General features: G+C 67.5%; 13 protein-coding genes. 10 read left to right on the top strand and 3 right to left on the bottom strand.

Annotated elements, in window-relative coordinates:
- Positions 1 to 36 precede the first annotated feature (36 nt).
- Together ACWDMM_RS01240 and ACWDMM_RS01235 are read left to right on the top strand one after the other, a co-directional pair.
- Positions 37 to 1,869, top strand: coding sequence for a phosphoenolpyruvate carboxykinase (GTP) (locus ACWDMM_RS01240; protein WP_449935373.1), 1,833 nt, complete (start codon positions 37 to 39; stop codon positions 1,867 to 1,869).
- Positions 1,866 to 3,509: a SulP family inorganic anion transporter gene (locus tag ACWDMM_RS01235; protein WP_449935370.1), complete on the top strand. Its 1,644-nt coding sequence runs from the start codon at positions 1,866 to 1,868 to the stop codon at positions 3,507 to 3,509. Before ACWDMM_RS01240 ends, ACWDMM_RS01235 begins: the two co-directional genes overlap by 4 nt.
- Here the strand turns inward: ACWDMM_RS01235 and ACWDMM_RS01230 are convergent.
- Positions 3,500 to 5,338, bottom strand: coding sequence for an AMP-dependent synthetase/ligase (locus tag ACWDMM_RS01230; protein WP_449935367.1), 1,839 nt, complete (start codon positions 5,336 to 5,338; stop codon positions 3,500 to 3,502). The two genes, ACWDMM_RS01235 and ACWDMM_RS01230, sit on opposite strands and share 10 nt — an antisense overlap.
- A 206-nt stretch (positions 5,339 to 5,544) precedes the next feature.
- Here ACWDMM_RS01230 and ACWDMM_RS01225 point away from each other — a divergent pair, with 206 nt between their 5' ends.
- The 6 genes from ACWDMM_RS01225 to ACWDMM_RS01200 are packed head-to-tail and all read left to right on the top strand — an operon-like array spanning position 5,545 to position 10,544.
- Positions 5,545 to 6,672 carry a 4Fe-4S dicluster domain-containing protein gene (locus ACWDMM_RS01225; RefSeq protein WP_195081310.1) on the top strand — a complete coding sequence of 376 codons (1,128 nt, stop codon included), beginning with the start codon at positions 5,545 to 5,547 and terminating at the stop codon, positions 6,670 to 6,672.
- Positions 6,659 to 7,168 (top strand): Crp/Fnr family transcriptional regulator, encoded by a 510-nt coding sequence (locus tag ACWDMM_RS01220; protein ID WP_195081309.1) that lies wholly within the window; start codon positions 6,659 to 6,661, stop codon positions 7,166 to 7,168. The genes ACWDMM_RS01225 and ACWDMM_RS01220 overlap by 14 nt, the downstream gene beginning before the upstream one ends.
- The gene (locus ACWDMM_RS01215; RefSeq protein WP_195081308.1) at positions 7,165 to 8,019 is read left to right on the top strand and encodes an FAD/NAD(P)-binding protein; all 855 of its coding nucleotides are present in this window, start codon (positions 7,165 to 7,167) and stop codon (positions 8,017 to 8,019) included. The genes ACWDMM_RS01220 and ACWDMM_RS01215 overlap by 4 nt, the downstream gene beginning before the upstream one ends.
- The gene (locus tag ACWDMM_RS01210; RefSeq protein ID WP_357105167.1) at positions 8,016 to 8,789 is read left to right on the top strand and encodes an NADH-quinone oxidoreductase subunit B family protein; all 774 of its coding nucleotides are present in this window, start codon (positions 8,016 to 8,018) and stop codon (positions 8,787 to 8,789) included. Before ACWDMM_RS01215 ends, ACWDMM_RS01210 begins: the two co-directional genes overlap by 4 nt.
- Positions 8,776 to 10,065, top strand: coding sequence for a Ni/Fe hydrogenase subunit alpha (locus ACWDMM_RS01205; RefSeq protein ID WP_195081306.1), 1,290 nt, complete (start codon positions 8,776 to 8,778; stop codon positions 10,063 to 10,065). Before ACWDMM_RS01210 ends, ACWDMM_RS01205 begins: the two co-directional genes overlap by 14 nt.
- On the top strand, positions 10,062 to 10,544 hold the full coding sequence (locus ACWDMM_RS01200) for a hydrogenase maturation protease (protein WP_195081305.1): 483 nt from the start codon (positions 10,062 to 10,064) through the stop codon (positions 10,542 to 10,544). Before ACWDMM_RS01205 ends, ACWDMM_RS01200 begins: the two co-directional genes overlap by 4 nt.
- A gap of 59 nt (positions 10,545 to 10,603) precedes the next feature.
- Here the strand turns inward: ACWDMM_RS01200 and ACWDMM_RS01195 are convergent, their stop codons facing one another.
- Positions 10,604 to 11,506 carry a universal stress protein gene (locus tag ACWDMM_RS01195; RefSeq protein WP_195081304.1) on the bottom strand — a complete coding sequence of 301 codons (903 nt, stop codon included), beginning with the start codon at positions 11,504 to 11,506 and terminating at the stop codon, positions 10,604 to 10,606.
- Between the two features lie 391 nt (positions 11,507 to 11,897).
- Between ACWDMM_RS01195 and ACWDMM_RS01190 the strand changes: the two genes are divergently transcribed.
- Entirely contained in the window at positions 11,898 to 12,422 is a 525-nt protein-coding gene (locus ACWDMM_RS01190) for a flavodoxin domain-containing protein (protein ID WP_195081303.1), read from the top strand.
- A 46-nt stretch (positions 12,423 to 12,468) separates the two neighbouring features.
- Here the strand turns inward: ACWDMM_RS01190 and otsB are convergent, their stop codons facing one another.
- A complete protein-coding gene (gene otsB, locus ACWDMM_RS01185; RefSeq protein WP_449935360.1) occupies positions 12,469 to 16,506 on the bottom strand; it encodes a trehalose-phosphatase in 4,038 nt (1,345 codons plus the stop codon).
- An 88-nt stretch (positions 16,507 to 16,594) separates the two neighbouring features.
- Here otsB and ACWDMM_RS01180 point away from each other — a divergent pair, with 88 nt between their 5' ends.
- A complete protein-coding gene (locus tag ACWDMM_RS01180; RefSeq protein ID WP_357105159.1) occupies positions 16,595 to 17,584 on the top strand; it encodes an Acg family FMN-binding oxidoreductase in 990 nt (329 codons plus the stop codon).
- Positions 17,585 to 17,627: the final 43 nt, after the last annotated feature.

Genomic DNA, 17,627 nt, shown 5'->3' with positions numbered 1-17,627 from the left:
CTAATAACCTAATTGTTTGCGAAGGAGATGTCCGTCTTGACCAACCATCTAGACGTCGCCGCGAGCGTGCAGTGCCCCACCGAGCACGAGGGCATCCTGGCGTTGGTCGCCGAAGTCGCGGAGTTGACCGCGCCCGATCGCATCGTGTTCTGCGACGGCTCGCGGGCGGAGTGGGACGGGCTCACCGGACTGCTGGTGGAGAAGGGCACCTTCGTGCCGCTCGCGGCGAAACCGAACTCCTTCTGGTGCGCGTCGGATCCCGACGACGTCGCGCGGGTGGAGGATCGCACCTTCATCTGCTCGGAACTTCGCGAGGACGCGGGCCCGACCAACAACTGGGTCGATCCGCTGGACATGCGCACGGTGATGACCGAGCACTATCGCGGGGCCATGGCGGGACGGACGATGTATGTCATCGCGTTCTGCATGGGACCGTTGGATGCCGACGATCCGAAGTACGGGGTGCAGCTCACCGATTCGGAGTATGTGGCGGTGGCGATGCAGGTCATGACCCGCTCCGGTGCGCCGGTGTGGGACAAGATCACCGATGGAACCGGTTTCGTGAAGTGCCTGCACTCGGTCGGCGCGCCTCTGCGAGAAGGCGAGGTGGATGTGCCGTGGCCGTGCGATGCGACCAAGTACATCTCACATTTCCCGGAGCGCAGGGAGATCTGGAGTTACGGCTCCGGGTACGGCGGTAACGCGCTGCTGGGCAAGAAGTGTTTCGCGCTGCGCATCGCCTCGGTGCTCGGGCGTGACGAGGGGTGGCTGGCCGAGCACATGCTGATTCTCAAACTCACCTCCCCGCGGGGAAAGGTCCATTACATCGCGGCCGCGTTCCCGTCCTCGTGCGGCAAGACCAACCTCGCCATGCTCGAACCCGCCCTGCCGGGCTGGCGGGCGGAGACGATCGGCGACGACATCGCCTGGATGCGGTTCGGAGCCGACGGCCGACTGTACGCGGTGAACCCGGAGGCGGGGTTCTTCGGCGTCGCCCCGGGGACCGGAGCACGGACCAACCCGAACGCCATCGCCACGATCGATGCCGGGAATTCGATCTTCACCAACACCGCACGCACCGATGACGGTGACGTGTGGTGGGAAGGCTTGACCGATACACCACCCGCGCATCTGATCGACTGGCACGGCCAGGACTGGACCCCCGATGCGGAAAGCACTGCCGCGCATCCGAACTCCCGATACTGCACCCCGATCCGGCAGTGCCCGACGGTAGCGGCGGAGTGGGACGACCCGGCCGGGGTGCCGATCTCCGCGATCTTCTTCGGCGGCCGCCGCAAGACGACGATTCCCTTGGTGACCGAGACCTTCGACTGGGAACACGGTGTGTTCACCGCGTCGGTGCTGTCGTCGGAGACCACCGCGGCCGCGGCGGGAGCGGTGGGTGTGGTGCGGCGGGATCCGATGGCGATGCTTCCGTTCCTCGGCTACCACGTCGGCGACTACTTCGCGCACTGGCTGAAGCTCGGCGCCGCCGCCGACCCCGCGAAGCTGCCGAGGATATTCCAGGTCAACTGGTTCCGTCGCGGCGCCGACGGCGGTTTCCTGTGGCCCGGTTTCGGCGACAACGTGCGTGTCCTCCAGTGGGCACTCGACCGCTTGGACGGCGCCGCCGATGCCGTGGAGACCCCGATCGGGTTCGTCCCCACCGCCGAGGCTCTCGACTTGTCCGGCCTCTCGGAGCGCGCCCGGGAACTGGCGACCGCGGCGCTGGCCGTCGATATCGACGAGTGGGTGCTCGAGACCGCGTCGATCGACGAGTGGTACGCCACCATCGGCGGCAACCGGCTGCCCGATCAACTGCGTGCGCAATTGGCCGCGCTGAAGTTGCGTCTGGCCCGAGCCCTGTGAACGCGTTCGCGCTGTTGCCGCGCTGGTCGGACTGGAAACCCGCGCTCCGCGCGCCCGGAGCCGACCTGCTCTCGGGTCTGATCGTGGCCTTGGTGGCGCTGCCGCTGGCACTCGGCTTCGGCATCTCCTCAGGGCTGGGCGCGGCCGCCGGACTCGCCACCGCTGTCGTCGCGGGCGCGATCGCGGCGGTGTTCGGCGGCTCCCGCTTCCAGGTATCCGGGCCGACCGGCGCGATGACGGTGGTCTTGGTGCCCATCGTCGGCCGGCACGGCGCGAGCGGGGTGCTGGCCGTGGGGCTGCTGGCCGGGCTGGCGCTGGTGGTACTGGCCTTCGCGGGGGTCGGGCGGGCTGTGCGCTACATGCCCGCCCCGGTGATCGAAGGTTTCACCGCGGGCATCGCGGTCGTCATCGCGCTGCAACAGGTTCCGTCCGCACTGCATGTCGCGCACGCCGAGGGCGAGAAGGTGTGGCAGTCGGCATTCGACGCGGCAGGGCAATACATCGCGCACCCGCACCCGTTGACGCCTGCGACCACACTGGCGGTGGCCGCGGTGGTCCTGGCCGGTGGCCGGTATTTCCCGAAACTGCCGTTCGCGTTGATCGCGGTGGCCGCCGCGACCCTCGCAGCGCGGGCGTTCGATCTGGACCTGACTCCCATCGGAACCATTCCCTCTGGATTGCCCGCACCGACAACAGGATTCGTACACCTCGACCAACTCGGGTCGCTGATCGCACCGGCACTGGCAGTGGCGGCACTGGCCGCGCTCGAGTCCCTGTTGTCGGCGACCGCCGCCGACGCGATGGCCGTTGGCACTCGCCACGACCCCGACCGCGAACTGCTCGGCCAGGGTATGGCGAACATCGCCGCTCCCCTGTTCGGCGGCGTGCCCGCCACCGGCGCGATCGCTCGCACCGCGGTCAACGTCCGTTCCGGCGCGCGCACCCGCCTGGCCGCGCTGACCCACGCCGTCGTGCTGGCCGCGATCATCTACCTCGCCGCACCCCTGGTGGCGGAGATCCCATTGGCAGCTTTGGCGGGCGTGTTGCTGGCGACGACCGTGCGGATGGTGGAGACCGCGTCGCTGGCCGCGATCGCCCGCGCCTCACGCGGGGATGCGATCATCATGGCGATCACCTTCGGCGTCACCGTCGCCTTGGACCTGGTGACTGCGGTCGCGGTCGGCGTCGGTATCGCCACCGTGCTCGCCTTGCGGTCGGTCGCCAAAGAAGCTCGGTTGCAGCAGGTTGCGCTGACGAATCCGGCCGACGAGACCGGGCACTCGGCAGAGGAGACCGGCCTGCTGCACGATCACATCGTCGCCTACCGCATCGAGGGGCCCCTGTTCTTCGCCGCGGCCCACCGGTTCCTGCTCGAACTGGCCGACGTATCGGATGTGCGCGTGGTCATCCTGCGCATGTCCGGAATCACCGCCCTGGACACCACCGGGGCGCTCGTGCTGAAGGATGCCATCGGCAAACTCGAGCACCGCCACATCACCGTCCTGATGTCCGGCCTGCGCCAGGATCACCGACGCCGCCTAGCCGCGATCGGCGCCCTGCCCACCGGTGGGGACGCGCACATCTTCGCCCACACCCCCGACGCCATCCACCACGCCCGGGGACCCGCACTTCATCGATAGAGGGCGTCGATGCTGTCGGCGAGGTTCTCGACGACGATCTTGCGGCGCAGTTTCATACTCGGCGTGAGATCACCGGCCTCGACGGACAGTTCGTGGTCGATGATGTCGAATCTCTTGATCTGTTCCCAGCGATCGAGTTGGGTGTTCAGGCGATCGACGTAGCCGGCGATCACCTCGTGGGTTCTTTCGTCCCGCGCGATGTCGGGAAGCGGTTTGCCCGCTAGACCGTGCTTACCGGCCCATTCGGTGATGCTCTGGGCGTCGAGGCCGACCAATGCGACACAATAGGGCCGCGTCTCTCCGTAGACGATGAATTCCGCCGCGTACGGACATATGCCTTTGAACGTGGCGGCGATCGCGGACGGCGCGACGTACTTGCCCTGTGAGGTCTTGAACAAGTCTTTCTTGCGGTCGGTGATGTGCAGGAATCCGTCTGCGTCGATCTCGCCGATGTCGCCGGTGTGGAACCAGCCGTCCGCGTCCAAAGCCTCGGCGGTGGCTTCGGGGCGGTCGTGATAACCACTCATCACACCGGGACTGCGCAGCAGGATCTCGCCGTCCTCGGCGATCTCGGCCTCGGTGCCGGGAAACGGCTTGCCCACGGTTCCGAACCGGTATGCACCCGGGCGATTGATGAACGAGGCGGCGGCGGTCTCGGTCAAACCGTACCCTTCGAGAACGACGAGGCCGATCGCGTCGAACCACTGCGCGACATCGCGGTCCAAGGGGGCGGCCGCCGAAACGAAATACCGCAGCCGACCACCGAAGCGTGCGCGGATTTTCGAGAGCACCAGCTTGTCGGCGACTCTGTACCGCAACAAGACCGGCAACGACGGATCTTTGCCGGCCTGCCTCGCCCGCGAAACCTCCAGACCGACGCCGACCGCCCAATCGAAGAGCTTCTTCTTGATCCCGCCTTCTTCGGCCATTGCGCTCTCGATCCTGGCATGCGCCTTCTCGAAGATGCGCGGGGCGGCCGCCACGATGGTGGGGTGCAATACCGCCAGGTTCTCCACGATCTTGTCCACCCGGCCGTCGATCGCCGTGGGAAAGCCGATCAGCGGCGCGAGCGCCAGCATCACCTTGCCGAACGCGTGGGACAGCGGCAGCCATAAGAAGTTCAGGTCGTCCGGGCGGAGAACGTTCACGGCATCGATCGCCGCGGCGCTGTACGTCCATGCGGAATGCGGCAGCCGAACCCCTTTCGGAGTGCCGGTCGTCCCGGAGGTGTACATGATGCTGCCCAGGTGCTCGGGCCGGATGCCGCGGATGCGATCGACCACCGCGCCGGGGGACGCGGCGAGCAGTCCGCGTCCGCGCTGCTCGAGCTCATCGAGCGTGATCACCCAGTTTCCGTCGCCTTCGCCGTCGAAGATCACCACCTGTCGCACGTCGGGCAACTCGGCACGGTGCTCGATCAGTTTGCCGACCTGCGACCGATCCTCGGCGAGGACGACACGGCTGCCCGAGTTGGCCACGATGAACGCGACGCCAGGGGCGTTGGTGGTGGGGTACACGGTGGTGGTGGCCGCACCAGCGCACATCACGGCGAAGTCGGCGAGCACCCATTCGTATCGCGTGGACGATATGAGGGCGACCCGGTCCTCGGCTCGAATTCCGAGCGCGATCAGCCCGGCGGCGATGATGTCGACGCGCTCACCGAACTGTTTCCAGGACACGCTCGCCCAGCGACCATCGGAAAGGAATCGGAATGCCTCCGTGGCGGGAGTCTCCGCGATGCGGTCGACCAGGAGCTGCGCAACCGAGGTTGCCCGGTGCTCGATCTTGCTGAGATCGGGAGGTTCCTCGGCATTCCAGAGGAACTTCATCGCCTCATTTTACAAACTCTTTCCGGGACCCAGAGCCGAGACTGCCTCCCGAACCTCTGATCGCGCAGCACCCGGCCGGGCGCGGCGACGCCGGGTCCGATGCCGTCGGCAATCGCGATTCGGGACCTTCGTCCCTCGCGGTGCACCGTCCAGCTCACGAGACTCGAAAACGGACGTCTCTATCCGACCGAACAGAGGTCTCGACAATGCCTGACGACCCCATGGTGATCGATCGTGCCGGTCTGGATCGTCTGGTGGACGTGCTGCGGGAGCGGGGATACCGCGTGATCGGGCCACAGGTGCGCGGTGGCGCGATCGTCCTGGACGAACTGGACTGCGGCGGGCGACTCCCCGCCGGGTGGGGTGTGGAAACCGCGCCCGGACGGTATCGGCTGCGTCGCCGCGACGACGTGGCGGTCTTCGCCCATTCGGCCGGACCCGGCTCCTGGAAACAGTTCCTGCATCCGCCGCGTCGCAAGATAGCCCAGTTGGGGCCGGACCTCGAGCCGGAACCCGTGGCGGACGCACCGGTCCGGTCCGCGTTCCTGGGCGTCCGCGGGTGCGACCTCACCTCGATCGCGATCCTCGGGCGCGTGCTCGGCGGCGGGACGTACTCCGATGCTTCGTTCGTCGACCGCAGGAAAGATCTCTTCATCGTCGCGGTGAACTGCACAGAACCCGGTGGGGTGTGTTTCTGCGCGTCGATGGGTACGGGCCCTGGGGTCTCGGCCGGATACGATCTGGCTCTCACCGAGCGAATCGATGTCGATGGCCACCGGTTCCTCGTCGACGTGGGCAGTGCGGACGGAGCCGAAATCCTCGCCGAGATCACCGCACGCAGTGCCGACGCCACGGAGGTCACCGACGCCCGTGCGGAGGTGTCCGCGGCGGCCGACCGGATGGGCCGGACGATGCCCGAGGTCGACATCCGCGCTCTGCTGCGCGACTCGCGGGAGTCCCCGCACTGGCAGGATGTCGCGAGTCGCTGCTTCACTTGCGGGAACTGCACCATGGTGTGTCCCACCTGTTTCTGCACCACCACCGAGGACGTCACCGATCTCACCGGAGACCACGCCGAACGCTGGGAGCACTGGTCGTCGTGCTTCGAACTGGACTTCTCCTACCTGCACGGCGGCAGCGTGCGGCAATCCGGCGAGAGCCGCTACCGGCAGTGGATCACCCACAAGCTCAGCACCTGGCACGACCAGTTCGGCAGTTCGGGGTGCGTCGGCTGCGGACGGTGCATCGCCTGGTGTCCCGCCGAGATCGATCTGACCGCCGAGGTGGCCCGGCTGGCCGAACTGGCCGAGGAAACCGACCATGCCGACCGGTGAGGAATTGTCCGGGTTCGGGCAGTTGGCGGCGCTGAGCGAGAACGAGCTGCGCACACTGGCCCGCGCCGGGCGTGACGTGGCCTTCCCCGTCGGCCACCGGATGATCACCGAAGGCGGGCAGGCCGACCGATGCTGGCTGATCGGACACGGCCGAATACTGCTGGACGCCCAGGTGCCGGGGCGCGGAGCCGTTGTCCTCCAGACACTCGGCGGCGGCGATCTGCTCGGCTGGTCCTGGCTCGTACCACCGTATCGGTGGCATTTCGGCGCGGTGACCGCCGAACCGGTCGAGGCCGTCGAATTCGACGCGCGAATATTGTCCGAACTGGCCGATCAGGACCCGCGATTCGGCCGCGCGCTGGCCATGATGCTCTTCGAGGCGCTGCTGGAACGACTACAGGCTACCCGGGCGCGGCTGCTCGACCTCTACCGCAACCCTACCGAAACGTGCGCCGCCGCCGCAGCGCGCGGCACGGCCGGACGAGGCGCCCGATGAGCGTCGACACGCAGACCCGCACGGTGCCGTACGGCGACACGATGCTGCCTTACCGCGTGATAGACCGTGTCATACAGACCCCGGACACCGTGACACTGCGCCTGGAGCCGGTGCGGGATGCCGCGCGACGTTTCGGGGCGGGGCAGTTCATGATGCTCTACAGCTTCGGTGTGGGCGAGATCGCGATCTCGATCAGCGGGAATCCCGCCGCCGACGACGGCATCCTCGAACACACAATCCGCGCGGTCGGAGCGGTCAGCGCGGCGTTGCACGACACCGAGATCGGCGGCCGGATCGGCGTCCGCGGTCCGTTCGGCACCGGGTGGGACCTGGCGTCAGCGATCGGAGGAGATCTGGTCATCGTGGGCGGCGGCGTCGGGCTCGCGCCGCTGCGATCAGCGGTGCTCACCGCGCTCGCCGCCCGGTCGGACTACCGGCGGATCGTGCTGATCAGCGGAGCCCGCACCCCGGCGGACATGTTGTTCCGTGACGACCAGCGACGGTGGCCGACGGCGGGTTCGGTCGAACTCGAGCAGACCGTCGATCGCCCCGCGCCGGGCTGGCGAGGCCGCGTCGGCTTCGTCACCGAGCCCCTGGCCCGCCTGACCGTGGACCCCGGCAACACCACGGCCCTCCTCTGCGGCCCGGAGACGATGATGCGCTTCTGTGCGCAGACTCTCCTGCGCAGAGGGATCTCCGCCGCCGACATCCAAGTGTCCTTGGAGCGCAACATGCAGTGCGGTGTCGCGCGATGCGGTCACTGCCAACTCGGCCCGCTGCTGTTGTGCCGGGACGGACCCGTGGTCGACTACGCGACCGCCGAGCCACTCCTGGCGGTGGGTGAACTATGACCGAGACACCGACCCTCGCGGTGTGGAAGTTCACTTCCTGTGATGGGTGCCAGCTCACCCTGCTCGACTGCGAGGACGAACTGCTCGCCCTGGCGGGCCGGGTGCGCATCATCCATTTCGTGGAAGCTTCCAGCACCATGGAGCCAGGCCCTTACGATGTGTCGCTGGTCGAGGGCTCGATCACGACCGAGGAACAGCGCCGCCGCATCGTGGAGATCCGCGAGCAGTCCAGGATTCTGGTGGCGATCGGGGCATGCGCTACTCATGGCGGGATCCAGGCGCTGCGCAATTTCGCTGACGTCACCGAGTTCACCTCGGTGGTGTACGCCAGCCCGGAGTACATCGCCACCTTGGGCGCCTCCACCCCGATCTCCGCGCACGTACCGGTGGACTTCGAGCTCCGTGGCTGCCCGATCGACCGGCGTCAGCTTCTCGACACCCTGTGCGCGTTCCTGGCCGGCCGCGCACCCGACATCCCGAACACCAGCGTGTGCACCGAGTGCAAACGCCGCGGCACCACCTGTGTGATGGTCGCCGAGGGAATTCCCTGCCTCGGCCCGGTCACGCAGGCGGGATGCGGCGCCCTGTGCCCGGCCTATCACCGCGGGTGTTTCGGTTGTTTCGGTCCGATGGCGAAACCCAATATCCACGCGCTACTTCCCATACTGCGCGTCAACGGCATGGAACCCGCCGACATCGACCGCGTTTTCGCCACTTACGCCGCAGCCGCTCCGGAGTTCGCGAACAGGGACGGCGATGATTCAGCGTAGGCAGCTGAAGGTCGGCTCGCTGGCTCGAGTCGAAGGAGAAGGCGCGCTGCGCGTCGTCATCGCGGACGGGCAGGTGGAAAGCGCCGAGCTGAACATCTATGAGCCACCGCGATTCTTCGAAGCATTTCTGCGCGGACGCGCCTACACCGAGCCCCCGGACATCACCTCCCGCATCTGCGGGATCTGCCCGGTCGCCTACCAGACCAGCGCATGCAACGCGCTCGAACAGCTTTGCGGCGTCGAGCTGGACCGCCCACTGGCCGACCTGCGCAGACTTCTGTATTGCGGCGAATGGATCTCCAGCCACGCCCTGCACATTCACCTACTGCACACTCCGGACTTCCTCGGCTACCCGGACGCCATCGCGCTCGCCACCGACCACCGCGAACTCGTCGAACAAGGACTGGCGACGAAGAAGGCGGGCAACGCGCTGCTGGAACTCCTCGGTGGCCGGGCCATCCATCCGGTCAACGTCCGGCTCGGCGGCTTCTACTCGGTCCCGGAACCAGCCGATTTCGGTCCCGTGATCGAGTTACTCCGCAACGCGCGCGACTGCGCGGAGCGAACGGGACGTCGAGCGGCTGCCTTCGAGTTTCCCGAGCTTGAACTAGATTCCGCCTTTCTCGCCGCCACGGTACCGGACCGATACGCCATCGACACCGGGACTGTGCACACCAGCACCGGGCTCCGGCTCTCCGCGGCGGAAGTTCCCGTGCACGTGCACGAGCACCAGGTACCGCACTCCACGGCCTTGCACGCCATGCTCGACGGCGAACCCTATCTCACCGGACCACTGGCCCGGTACACGCTCAACTACCACCAGCTGTCCCCGAGCGCCCGCCAGGTCGCGGCCGAGATCGGCCTCGGCACCGAATGCCGTAATCCGTTCCGCAGCATCCTGGTTCGCGTGGTCGAGGTCGTCTACGCCATCGAGGAGGCGCTGAGTCTCATCGCCGCCTACGAACGCCCCTCCCGTGCGGCGGTGCCCGTAGCGCCCCGCGCCGGAACCGGCCACGGGGTGAGCGAAGCCCCCCGTGGACTGCTCTACCACCGCTACGAGATCGACGATCGCGGCATCGTGCGCGCGGCCACGATCATCCCACCGACGTCCCAGAACCAAGCCGTCATGGAGGACGACCTGCGGCGCGCGGTCGCGGACAATCTCGATCTCGACGATGCCGCGCTCGCAGCGGTATGCGAGCGCGAGATCCGCAACTACGATCCGTGTATCTCCTGCTCGGCGCATTTCCTGGACATCGACGTGGTGCGCCGATGACCGAGCATTGGGCCGTGGTCATCGGCGTGGGCAACGCCTACCGCAGTGACGACGGAGTCGGTTCGGCCGTCGCACTCCAGATCGAAAGATTGGACATTCCAGGAGTTCTGGTAACCCTGTCGGACGGTGAACCCATGAGCGTCGCCGATCTCTGGGCCGGTATGGACCTCGCCGTGGTGATCGACGCTGTGCGCTGTGAGCCGTCGGCTCCCGGCCGGGTACGTCGCGGTGGTATCGATCTGCTCCGGCACACCCGCACCGTCGCGTCCTCTCACACGCTGGGGATCCAGGACGCGTTACCGTTGAGTCGCGCGATCGGCCGCGTGCCCGGCCGGATCGTCGTCATCGCGGTGGACGCGGCATGCCTGGACCTTGGGATCGGCTTGTCGGAGCCGGTCGCCGCCGCCGTTCCACACGCGGTCGAAGCCGTCCGCGCGGAACTGCGCAGAGCCGCGCCGGCGAATCACCCGCACCGGTAACTCGGATCAGTGTGCTGGGCGCCGGACCGACCTCGATTCGGCGATGCTCGGTCCGGTCGTCATCTCGAACGGACCACGATCATCGGCACGTCGATCGAGTGCAGCAGCGCATTGCTGGTCGACCCCAGTACCGTGCTCGCGAAGCCGCCTCGCCCGTGCGTGCCCACTACCACCAATTGCGCGGTCGCCGACGTGTCCAGCAGGGATCGCGCCGGGCGATCCGCGGTGACGATACGCCGCACGGGAACATCGGGGTAGCGTTCGCTCCAGCCGGCGAGGCTCTCCGCCAGCACCGCCTCCGCCGATTCGCGGGCTTCGTCCCATGCTCGGATCGGCACGTCGGGACCGCTGGTGTCGCTCCAGGCGTGCAGCGCCACCAGCTCCACTTTCCGCCGCGATGCCTCCTCGAAGGCGAGTTCGACGGCGGGCACGCTGTTATCGGTGCCGTCGACGCCGACGAGCACGGGTTGACGGGCCGATACCGGGTCGATCGCCGACATTCCATGGATCACCGCGACCGGGCACAGCGCGTGATGAGTGGTCGCGGTACTCACCGAACCGAGCAGTCCGCGCTGGAACGCGCCGAGCCCGCGGCTACCGACCACCAGCATCCGTGCCTGCGCGGAGCGCTCGATGAGCAGCGGAATGACCAGTTCGAAGCTCACCTCGGTGGTGATCGCGGGCTCATCCCCGGGCGCGGCTGTGCGCGCGACCCGCGCGGCCTCGGCGAGGATGCGTTCGCCGTCCCTGCGCATCCACTCCAGGTCCGCCTCTCCCAGCGAGATACCCGGCCCGAAACCGGTCGGTATGGCCATGGACGTGATGATGCGCAGCGGGCAACGGTGCAAAGCCGCTTCGGCGGCCGCCCAGGCCACCGCTTGATACGAACTGGCCGAGCCGTCCACCGCCGCCAGGATCGACGAGTTCGGTGGGGCGAGGCGCGAGGACTCTTCAGTGGACATGCCGAGTTCCTTTCAGGGCCGGGTTCACTGCCTTACGCGGTGGCCGGGTGGCGGGCGGGAGATTCGTTCCGATATCGCCGCCCACCTCTTCCGACGACCGGCGCCATCAGCTTCGAGGATCGCGCTTCGGGCGGATCGTCGACAGAGACAAAGGTCATGCGTCGGACGGGACATCAGACCCCGCCTCGACCGCCGCGCGAAGCCGCCACCTCGATCGGCAGCGTGCGCGAACACGGCGCTGGCCGGTACTCGAGGTGAGCCAGGAAGACCACCGCCCGGCCCGCCATGGCGAAAGTCCCACGGGAATGGTCGATTCGCCTCTGTTGCCGTCTCTCTCCGCCGCCCTACCGTCGGAGACCTCACCCGGTAGAGCGCAGAGGAGAACATCGTCATGCGCGCGCGAATAGTCTACGAATCGATGTTCGGGAACACCGCCGCGATCGCGGAAGCCATCGCCCAGGGACTGCGTGAGCATGTCGAAGTGGAAGTCGTGAACGTGGTGGCGGCGGCGGAAGTGTGCGCGACGGTGAACCTGCTCGTGGTCGGCGGCCCTACTCACGCGTTCGGGCTCAGCCGCCCGCAGACCCGCCGCGACGCCGCCAAGCTCACCAATGCTCCGGTCGCGACCGCCATCGGTGTCCGGGAATGGCTCGCGGCCGCACTGCCGGTATCGGCCGGCCACCGCGCGCTGGCTTTCGGCACGAAAATCGCCGAACCGCCCTGGCTGGCGGGCTCGGCCGCACGCGGTATCGGGAAACGACTGTCCCGCTTGGGCTATTCGCTCGCCGATCAGCCGGTGGATTTCCTCGTCGCCGATACGACCGGCCCGCTCATACCGGGCGAGCTGGACCGCGCTCGGGTGTGGGCGGCCCGAATCGCCCACACCGAACTCGACCGAAGGATGCACCACACCTGACGGTGTGTCGATGCGATTCAGTGTTCGCGGTGACCATCCCGACTATTCACCCCGCGAGTCCGGGTACCGAGTCCATCAGCCGGACCGTCTCCCCTGGCGTCAGGCGTGTGGTCTGATCCCGGCAAGTGATCTCGATAGGCGGTGACGGGCCGGGATCGGAGCTGATCTCGACGCCTTCACCGCTGACCCGGACGGTCAGCCGATGACCGCGATAGATCACCGGGAAACACAGGGCGCCGAGGGACTCCGGCCAGTAAGGGCAGAACACCAGCCGGTCGCGGCGCAGCTCCATGCCGGTGAAGCACCGTTGCAGCAAGTCGACGCTGCCCGCCATCGCCGCGAGGTGAATTCCCTCCGCGGTGGTGCCGCCCTGGATATCGGCGACGTCGGAGCCGAGCACCTGATCGAAGAACTCCACGGCGCGATCCCGGTTGGCCCGCGCCAGCACCCACGCGTGCACCAGCGCGCTGAGTGTCGAGCCGTGCGACGTGCGCGACAGGTAGTAGTCGATGGTCCGCGGGATCATCTCGCCGGGCAGGTCGTATCCGAGATGGGCCAGCAGTTCTCGGAGTTCGTCGGCGGACAGCAAGTAGAAAAGCATCAGCACATCCGCCTGTTTGGCGGCCCGGTAGCGGTTGACGTCGTCGCCCTCGGCGTCGAGTATCCGGTCCAGCCGCTGGATGTTCCCGTAGCGCCGCCGGTAGTGGTCCCAATCCAGCTCGGCCAGTCGCTCGTATCCCTCGAACTGGCTGATCACTCCGTCATGGAACGGCACATACATCCGCCGAGCCACGACCGGCCAGTGCTCCGCTTCCGACGGCTGCACCGACAACTTCTCCAGCAACTCCGACCGCTCGCGCGGAGCCAGCAGGGCGAGCGCGTCGATCGCGCGCAGGATCACCCAAGCCGCCATCACGTTGGTGTAGGCGTTGTTGTCGATACCGGCCTCGGGCGCGTCCGGATAGCCGGAATGAAACTCGTCGGGGCCGATCACGCCGCGGATGGTGTAGCGGTCGCGCCCGGCGTCGTAGGCGGCCAGGCTGGACCAGAAACGGGCGATCTCCACCAGTAGCTCCGCGCCGCACTCGACGAGGAACTCACCGTCTGCGGTGGCTTGGTAGTACTGCCAGACGTTGTAGGCGATCGCGATACCGATGTGGTGGGCGCGGCGGCTCGGATCCGGATTCCACGCGCCGGACAGCGGATTCAAGTGCAGCCGCTGGCTCTCCTCGCGGCCGTCGCTGCCGGACTGCCACGGAAACATCGCACCTACCAGCCCCGCTTCCGCGGCTGCCCGCCGGGCCTCGGGCAGGCGGCGATAGCGGTAGCGCAACAGGGAGCGGGTCAAACCGGGGAAGCGCGGATTCAACACCGGGAAGACGAACAGCTCGTCCCAGAACACGTGCCCGCGATACGCCTCGCCGTGCAAGCCGCGCGCGGGCACACCCACATCCATGTCCGTCGTGTTCGGCGACAGCGTCTGCGCCAGATGCAGCAAGTGCAGACGCACGGTCCGCGTCGCGTCTCGCGCACCGTCCAGATCGATGCGCAGCCGCGCCCACAAGTGCTCCCACGCCACGACATGGCCCTCGAACAGATCCGCGTAACCGCCTGTGCCGGTGATCGTCCGGGCAGCTTCTTCCTCGGGACCCGCGGCCGCGTTGTCGCGGCCGGTGAACACCGCCACGATCTTCTCCACCGTCACCGGCTCGCCGGCTGCGATGTCGACGGTGTACTCGTGACCGATTGATCCGTCTCGATCGATCAGTTCCCTCGCAACGCAGGCCGGTTCCCCGCCGCGTCGCAGCGTGCTGCGCGTCGCGATCGCCACCGGTATGGCGGATGAGTTGGTCCGCACCGCGAGCAGCACCGAATCGCCGGACAGGGCTACCGCGTCCTCGACGGTCAGGTGCGTGCCGGAGAGGGCGCTGTAACGCTGCACCAGATGATTGCGTACCCTTCCTTCGATCGCCGAGCGGATTCGAACGGTGCCCGACCAATTCTCGGGGGTGATCGTCACTTCCAAGGCCCCCAGATGCGGGCAGTGCATGGCGACGAAGCGGCGTTGCGATACCACGGTGATCCGCCCCGAGACGTCGCGAAAGCGGAACCGGCGTACCAGTTCGGCGCGGCGCAGATCCAGTTCCTGGCGGTATGACACCAATTCGGCGGTATCGAGGTCGAACCAGTCGCCGCCATCGATCTGAAAGGTCACCGGAAGCCAGTTCGGCAGATTCACCAGACTCTCGTTGTCGATGACGTGCCCGGCGATCTCGTCGGAGAGCCGGTTGTACACCCCGGCGACATAAGTACCCGGATAGTGGACCGCCCCCGCGACGGTTTCCGGCGCAGCCCCACGGGTGGCGAAGTAGCCGTTTCCGAGCGTGCACAGCGCCTCGCGCAACTTCTCCTCGGTCGCGTCGTACCCGTCGAAGGTGAGCGTCCACGACTCCGGCACGACGGCATCCGGTTCGGCCCGCGACAATTCCGCCAGCCGTTCGAGAAAAGCGCGCACCTGTTGTGGTCCGCCGACCGAGTAGCGGGCAGCGGTGTGCCGGTCGCCGGTCTCTTCGGCGCGCACCACGATGGCGATGCCGTCGGCCTCGACGGCATCGAAGGCGTCCTCGTCGGTCAGGTCGTCGCCGAGATAGATCGGCAACACCGGGACGGTGAGACGATCGAGGATCCACCGCAACGCGCTGCCCTTGTCCCAGTCCACATCCGGTCGCAATTCGGTGACCCGACGGCCGTGCGTCACACGCAGGCCCGCCGCGTGCCCGGCCTCGTGTACCGCGGCGATCACCCGCCCGACGTTCTCGGTCGCCACATTGCGGTGATGAACCGCGACCGCGAAGCGCTTGTGCTCGACCAGCGCTCCCGTGATGTCGGCCGATCTCCGGCGTAGTTCACCCGCGGCTTCGGCGAGGGCCCGCTCCGCTCCCGGCATGGCGTCGTGGACATGCCGGGTACCGTCGGGGGCCATCAGTTCGAAACCGTGGCTACCGGCATACCAGATGCCGTCGACACCGACGCGGTCGCGCAGGTCGTCCAGATCACGGCCGCTGATGACCGCGACCGGGCACTGCGTGGCAAGCGTCGTCAGCGCCGCGGCCACGCCGTCGACGGGTTCGGCGGCGGCGGGATCGGTGACGATCTCGGCCACCGTGCCATCGAAGTCCAGTAGGACGGCCGGCTTCTCGCCACCCAGCAGATCCACGATGCGCGACCAGTACGCCATGGCGTCGGGGATTTCCGATATCCGCCGGAAGCCGCCACGCAACCGCACCTGCGCCAGGTCGGCGACGACGAAGTCCGCCCCATGCGCCAGGAGACGATCGACGCCCGCGTGCCGGTCGAGGCCGACAACCAGTGCGAAACCTCCACTGCGGCCGGCTGCCACCCCCGCCTCGGCGTCCTCGACGACCACCGTCCGGTCCGGTTCGGCACCGAGCCGCCTGGCTGCCTCGAGCAGCATCGACGGATCGGGCTTCCCCGGCAGGCCCAGCTTCTCGGCATCGATGCCGTCCACTCGCACGGTGAACAAGTCGGCGACGCCGGCTGCCGTGAGCACTTCGGCGCAGTTACGACTGGCGGAGAACACCCCGGTACGAATGCCCGCGTCGCCGAGGCGCCGCACCAGTGTGACGGTCGATTCGAATACCCGTACTCCCTCCCGCGCGACTTGCGCCAGAAAAAGGTGATCTTTCCGGTTGCCCAGCCCGCATACCGTCTCAGCCGTTTCCGGATCGGAGGGTCTTCCCCAGGGCAGTGCGATTCCACGTGCGGCGAGGAAATCGGCGACACCCCGATAACGCGGTTTGCCGTCCACGAAGCGTAGATAGTCGTCCTCGGTGAACGGTGAGCGGTCCTGTCCGGCGCCCGCGGGGCGTTGGTTCAGGAAGGAATCGAACAATTCCGTCCAAGCCGCGGCGTGCATCGATGCGCTATCGGTGACCACCCCGTCCATATCGAAGATCACCGCGTCGTGCCTGCGTGCGTCGATCGGCGGGTCCGCCGTGGCACCTTTTCCCACGCATCCAGCCTGGACGCACCGAACCCTCCCGTCTAGGGGCCGAGGTCCCATGGCACTCGACCGACCGGGGACCACCTGCGACGAGATTCGGGACCTACGACTCCTCCGGACGCCACCTCTCGATCCCTACCGTGGCGGTATGAACGTGCCACCGTCCGGGGAAACCATCGAGAAGGCCGTATCGCTGGCCGGGCGGGCGCCGTCGCTGCACAACAGCCAACCCTGGCACTGGACATTCGACGGCCGAACCTTGCGTCTGTTCGCGGTACCCGAACGCATGCTTCCGGCGACGGACACCTCCGGCAGGCAAATGCTGATCAGCTGTGGAATCGCTCTGGATCATCTGCGCGCGGCGATGGCCGCGGCGGGCTGGCGCGTTCACGTTGCCCGCTTCCCCGATCCGAACCGCCGCCAACACCTGGCCAACATCACCTTCCAACCGGCTCCCATCATCACTGACGGCGACCGTGCTCGCGCCCACGCCATCCTGCGACGACACACCGACCGGCTGCCGTTGCAGGCGCCTGTCGGATGGCCCGACTTCGAAACCGTTCTACGCTCGACCTTCGATCCCTCCGACGCCACACTCGACGTGCTGGGTGACGACTGCCGCCCCGATCTCGCCCGCGCCTCGGAGATGAGCGCCGCGCTCCGCCGCTACGACGCCGGATACCACGCCGAATTGCAATGGTGGACCGGGCACACGATCGGCGACGCCGGTGTGCCCAGCGACGCGCTGATCTCCCAGGAGGAACGGCAGCGAGTCGGCGTGGGGCGTGAGTTCCCGACCACCACCACCGGCGACCGGCGCGGCGAGATCACCGAGGACCATTCGAGGATCCTGGTGCTTTCCACCGACGGCGACACACCCGCGGACCTGGTTCGCTGCGGTGAGGTGCTGTCGACCGTGTTACTGGAATGCACGCTCGCCGGCTTCGCGACCTGCCCGTTGACCCACCTGACCGAAGTGCCGAGCAGCCGTGCCGTGGTCCGGGAGTTGACCGGACACTCCGGCCTGCCCCAGGTGTTGGTCCGCGTCGGTATCGCACCCGAATCGCAGCCGAACGCTCCGGCGACTGCGCGCCGACCGCTCAGTGAGATCCTGGAAATGCCCGAACCCGCCCGATAACCGGATCGAGTTCATCCACCGCCGTGCTCCATCCCATCCCGTT

Source organism: Nocardia sp. NPDC003726 (genome assembly GCF_053586955.1).
The sequence above is the reverse complement of the archived record's forward strand: the minus strand, read 5'-3'. Positions and strand labels throughout refer to the sequence as shown.

Coding starts and splice junctions, on each gene's coding strand:
- ACWDMM_RS01230 (WP_449935367.1), bottom strand. CDS start 5,338: ATGAAGTTCCTCTGGAATGCCGAGGAACCTCCCGATCTCAGCAAGATC.
- ACWDMM_RS01225 (WP_195081310.1), top strand. CDS start 5,545: ATGCCTGACGACCCCATGGTGATCGATCGTGCCGGTCTGGATCGTCTG.
- ACWDMM_RS01220 (WP_195081309.1), top strand. CDS start 6,659: ATGCCGACCGGTGAGGAATTGTCCGGGTTCGGGCAGTTGGCGGCGCTG.
- ACWDMM_RS01215 (WP_195081308.1), top strand. CDS start 7,165: ATGAGCGTCGACACGCAGACCCGCACGGTGCCGTACGGCGACACGATG.
- ACWDMM_RS01210 (WP_357105167.1), top strand. CDS start 8,016: ATGACCGAGACACCGACCCTCGCGGTGTGGAAGTTCACTTCCTGTGAT.
- ACWDMM_RS01205 (WP_195081306.1), top strand. CDS start 8,776: ATGATTCAGCGTAGGCAGCTGAAGGTCGGCTCGCTGGCTCGAGTCGAA.
- ACWDMM_RS01200 (WP_195081305.1), top strand. CDS start 10,062: ATGACCGAGCATTGGGCCGTGGTCATCGGCGTGGGCAACGCCTACCGC.
- ACWDMM_RS01195 (WP_195081304.1), bottom strand. CDS start 11,506: ATGTCCACTGAAGAGTCCTCGCGCCTCGCCCCACCGAACTCGTCGATC.
- ACWDMM_RS01190 (WP_195081303.1), top strand. CDS start 11,898: ATGCGCGCGCGAATAGTCTACGAATCGATGTTCGGGAACACCGCCGCG.
- otsB (WP_449935360.1), bottom strand. CDS start 16,506: ATGGGACCTCGGCCCCTAGACGGGAGGGTTCGGTGCGTCCAGGCTGGA.
- ACWDMM_RS01180 (WP_357105159.1), top strand. CDS start 16,595: ATGAACGTGCCACCGTCCGGGGAAACCATCGAGAAGGCCGTATCGCTG.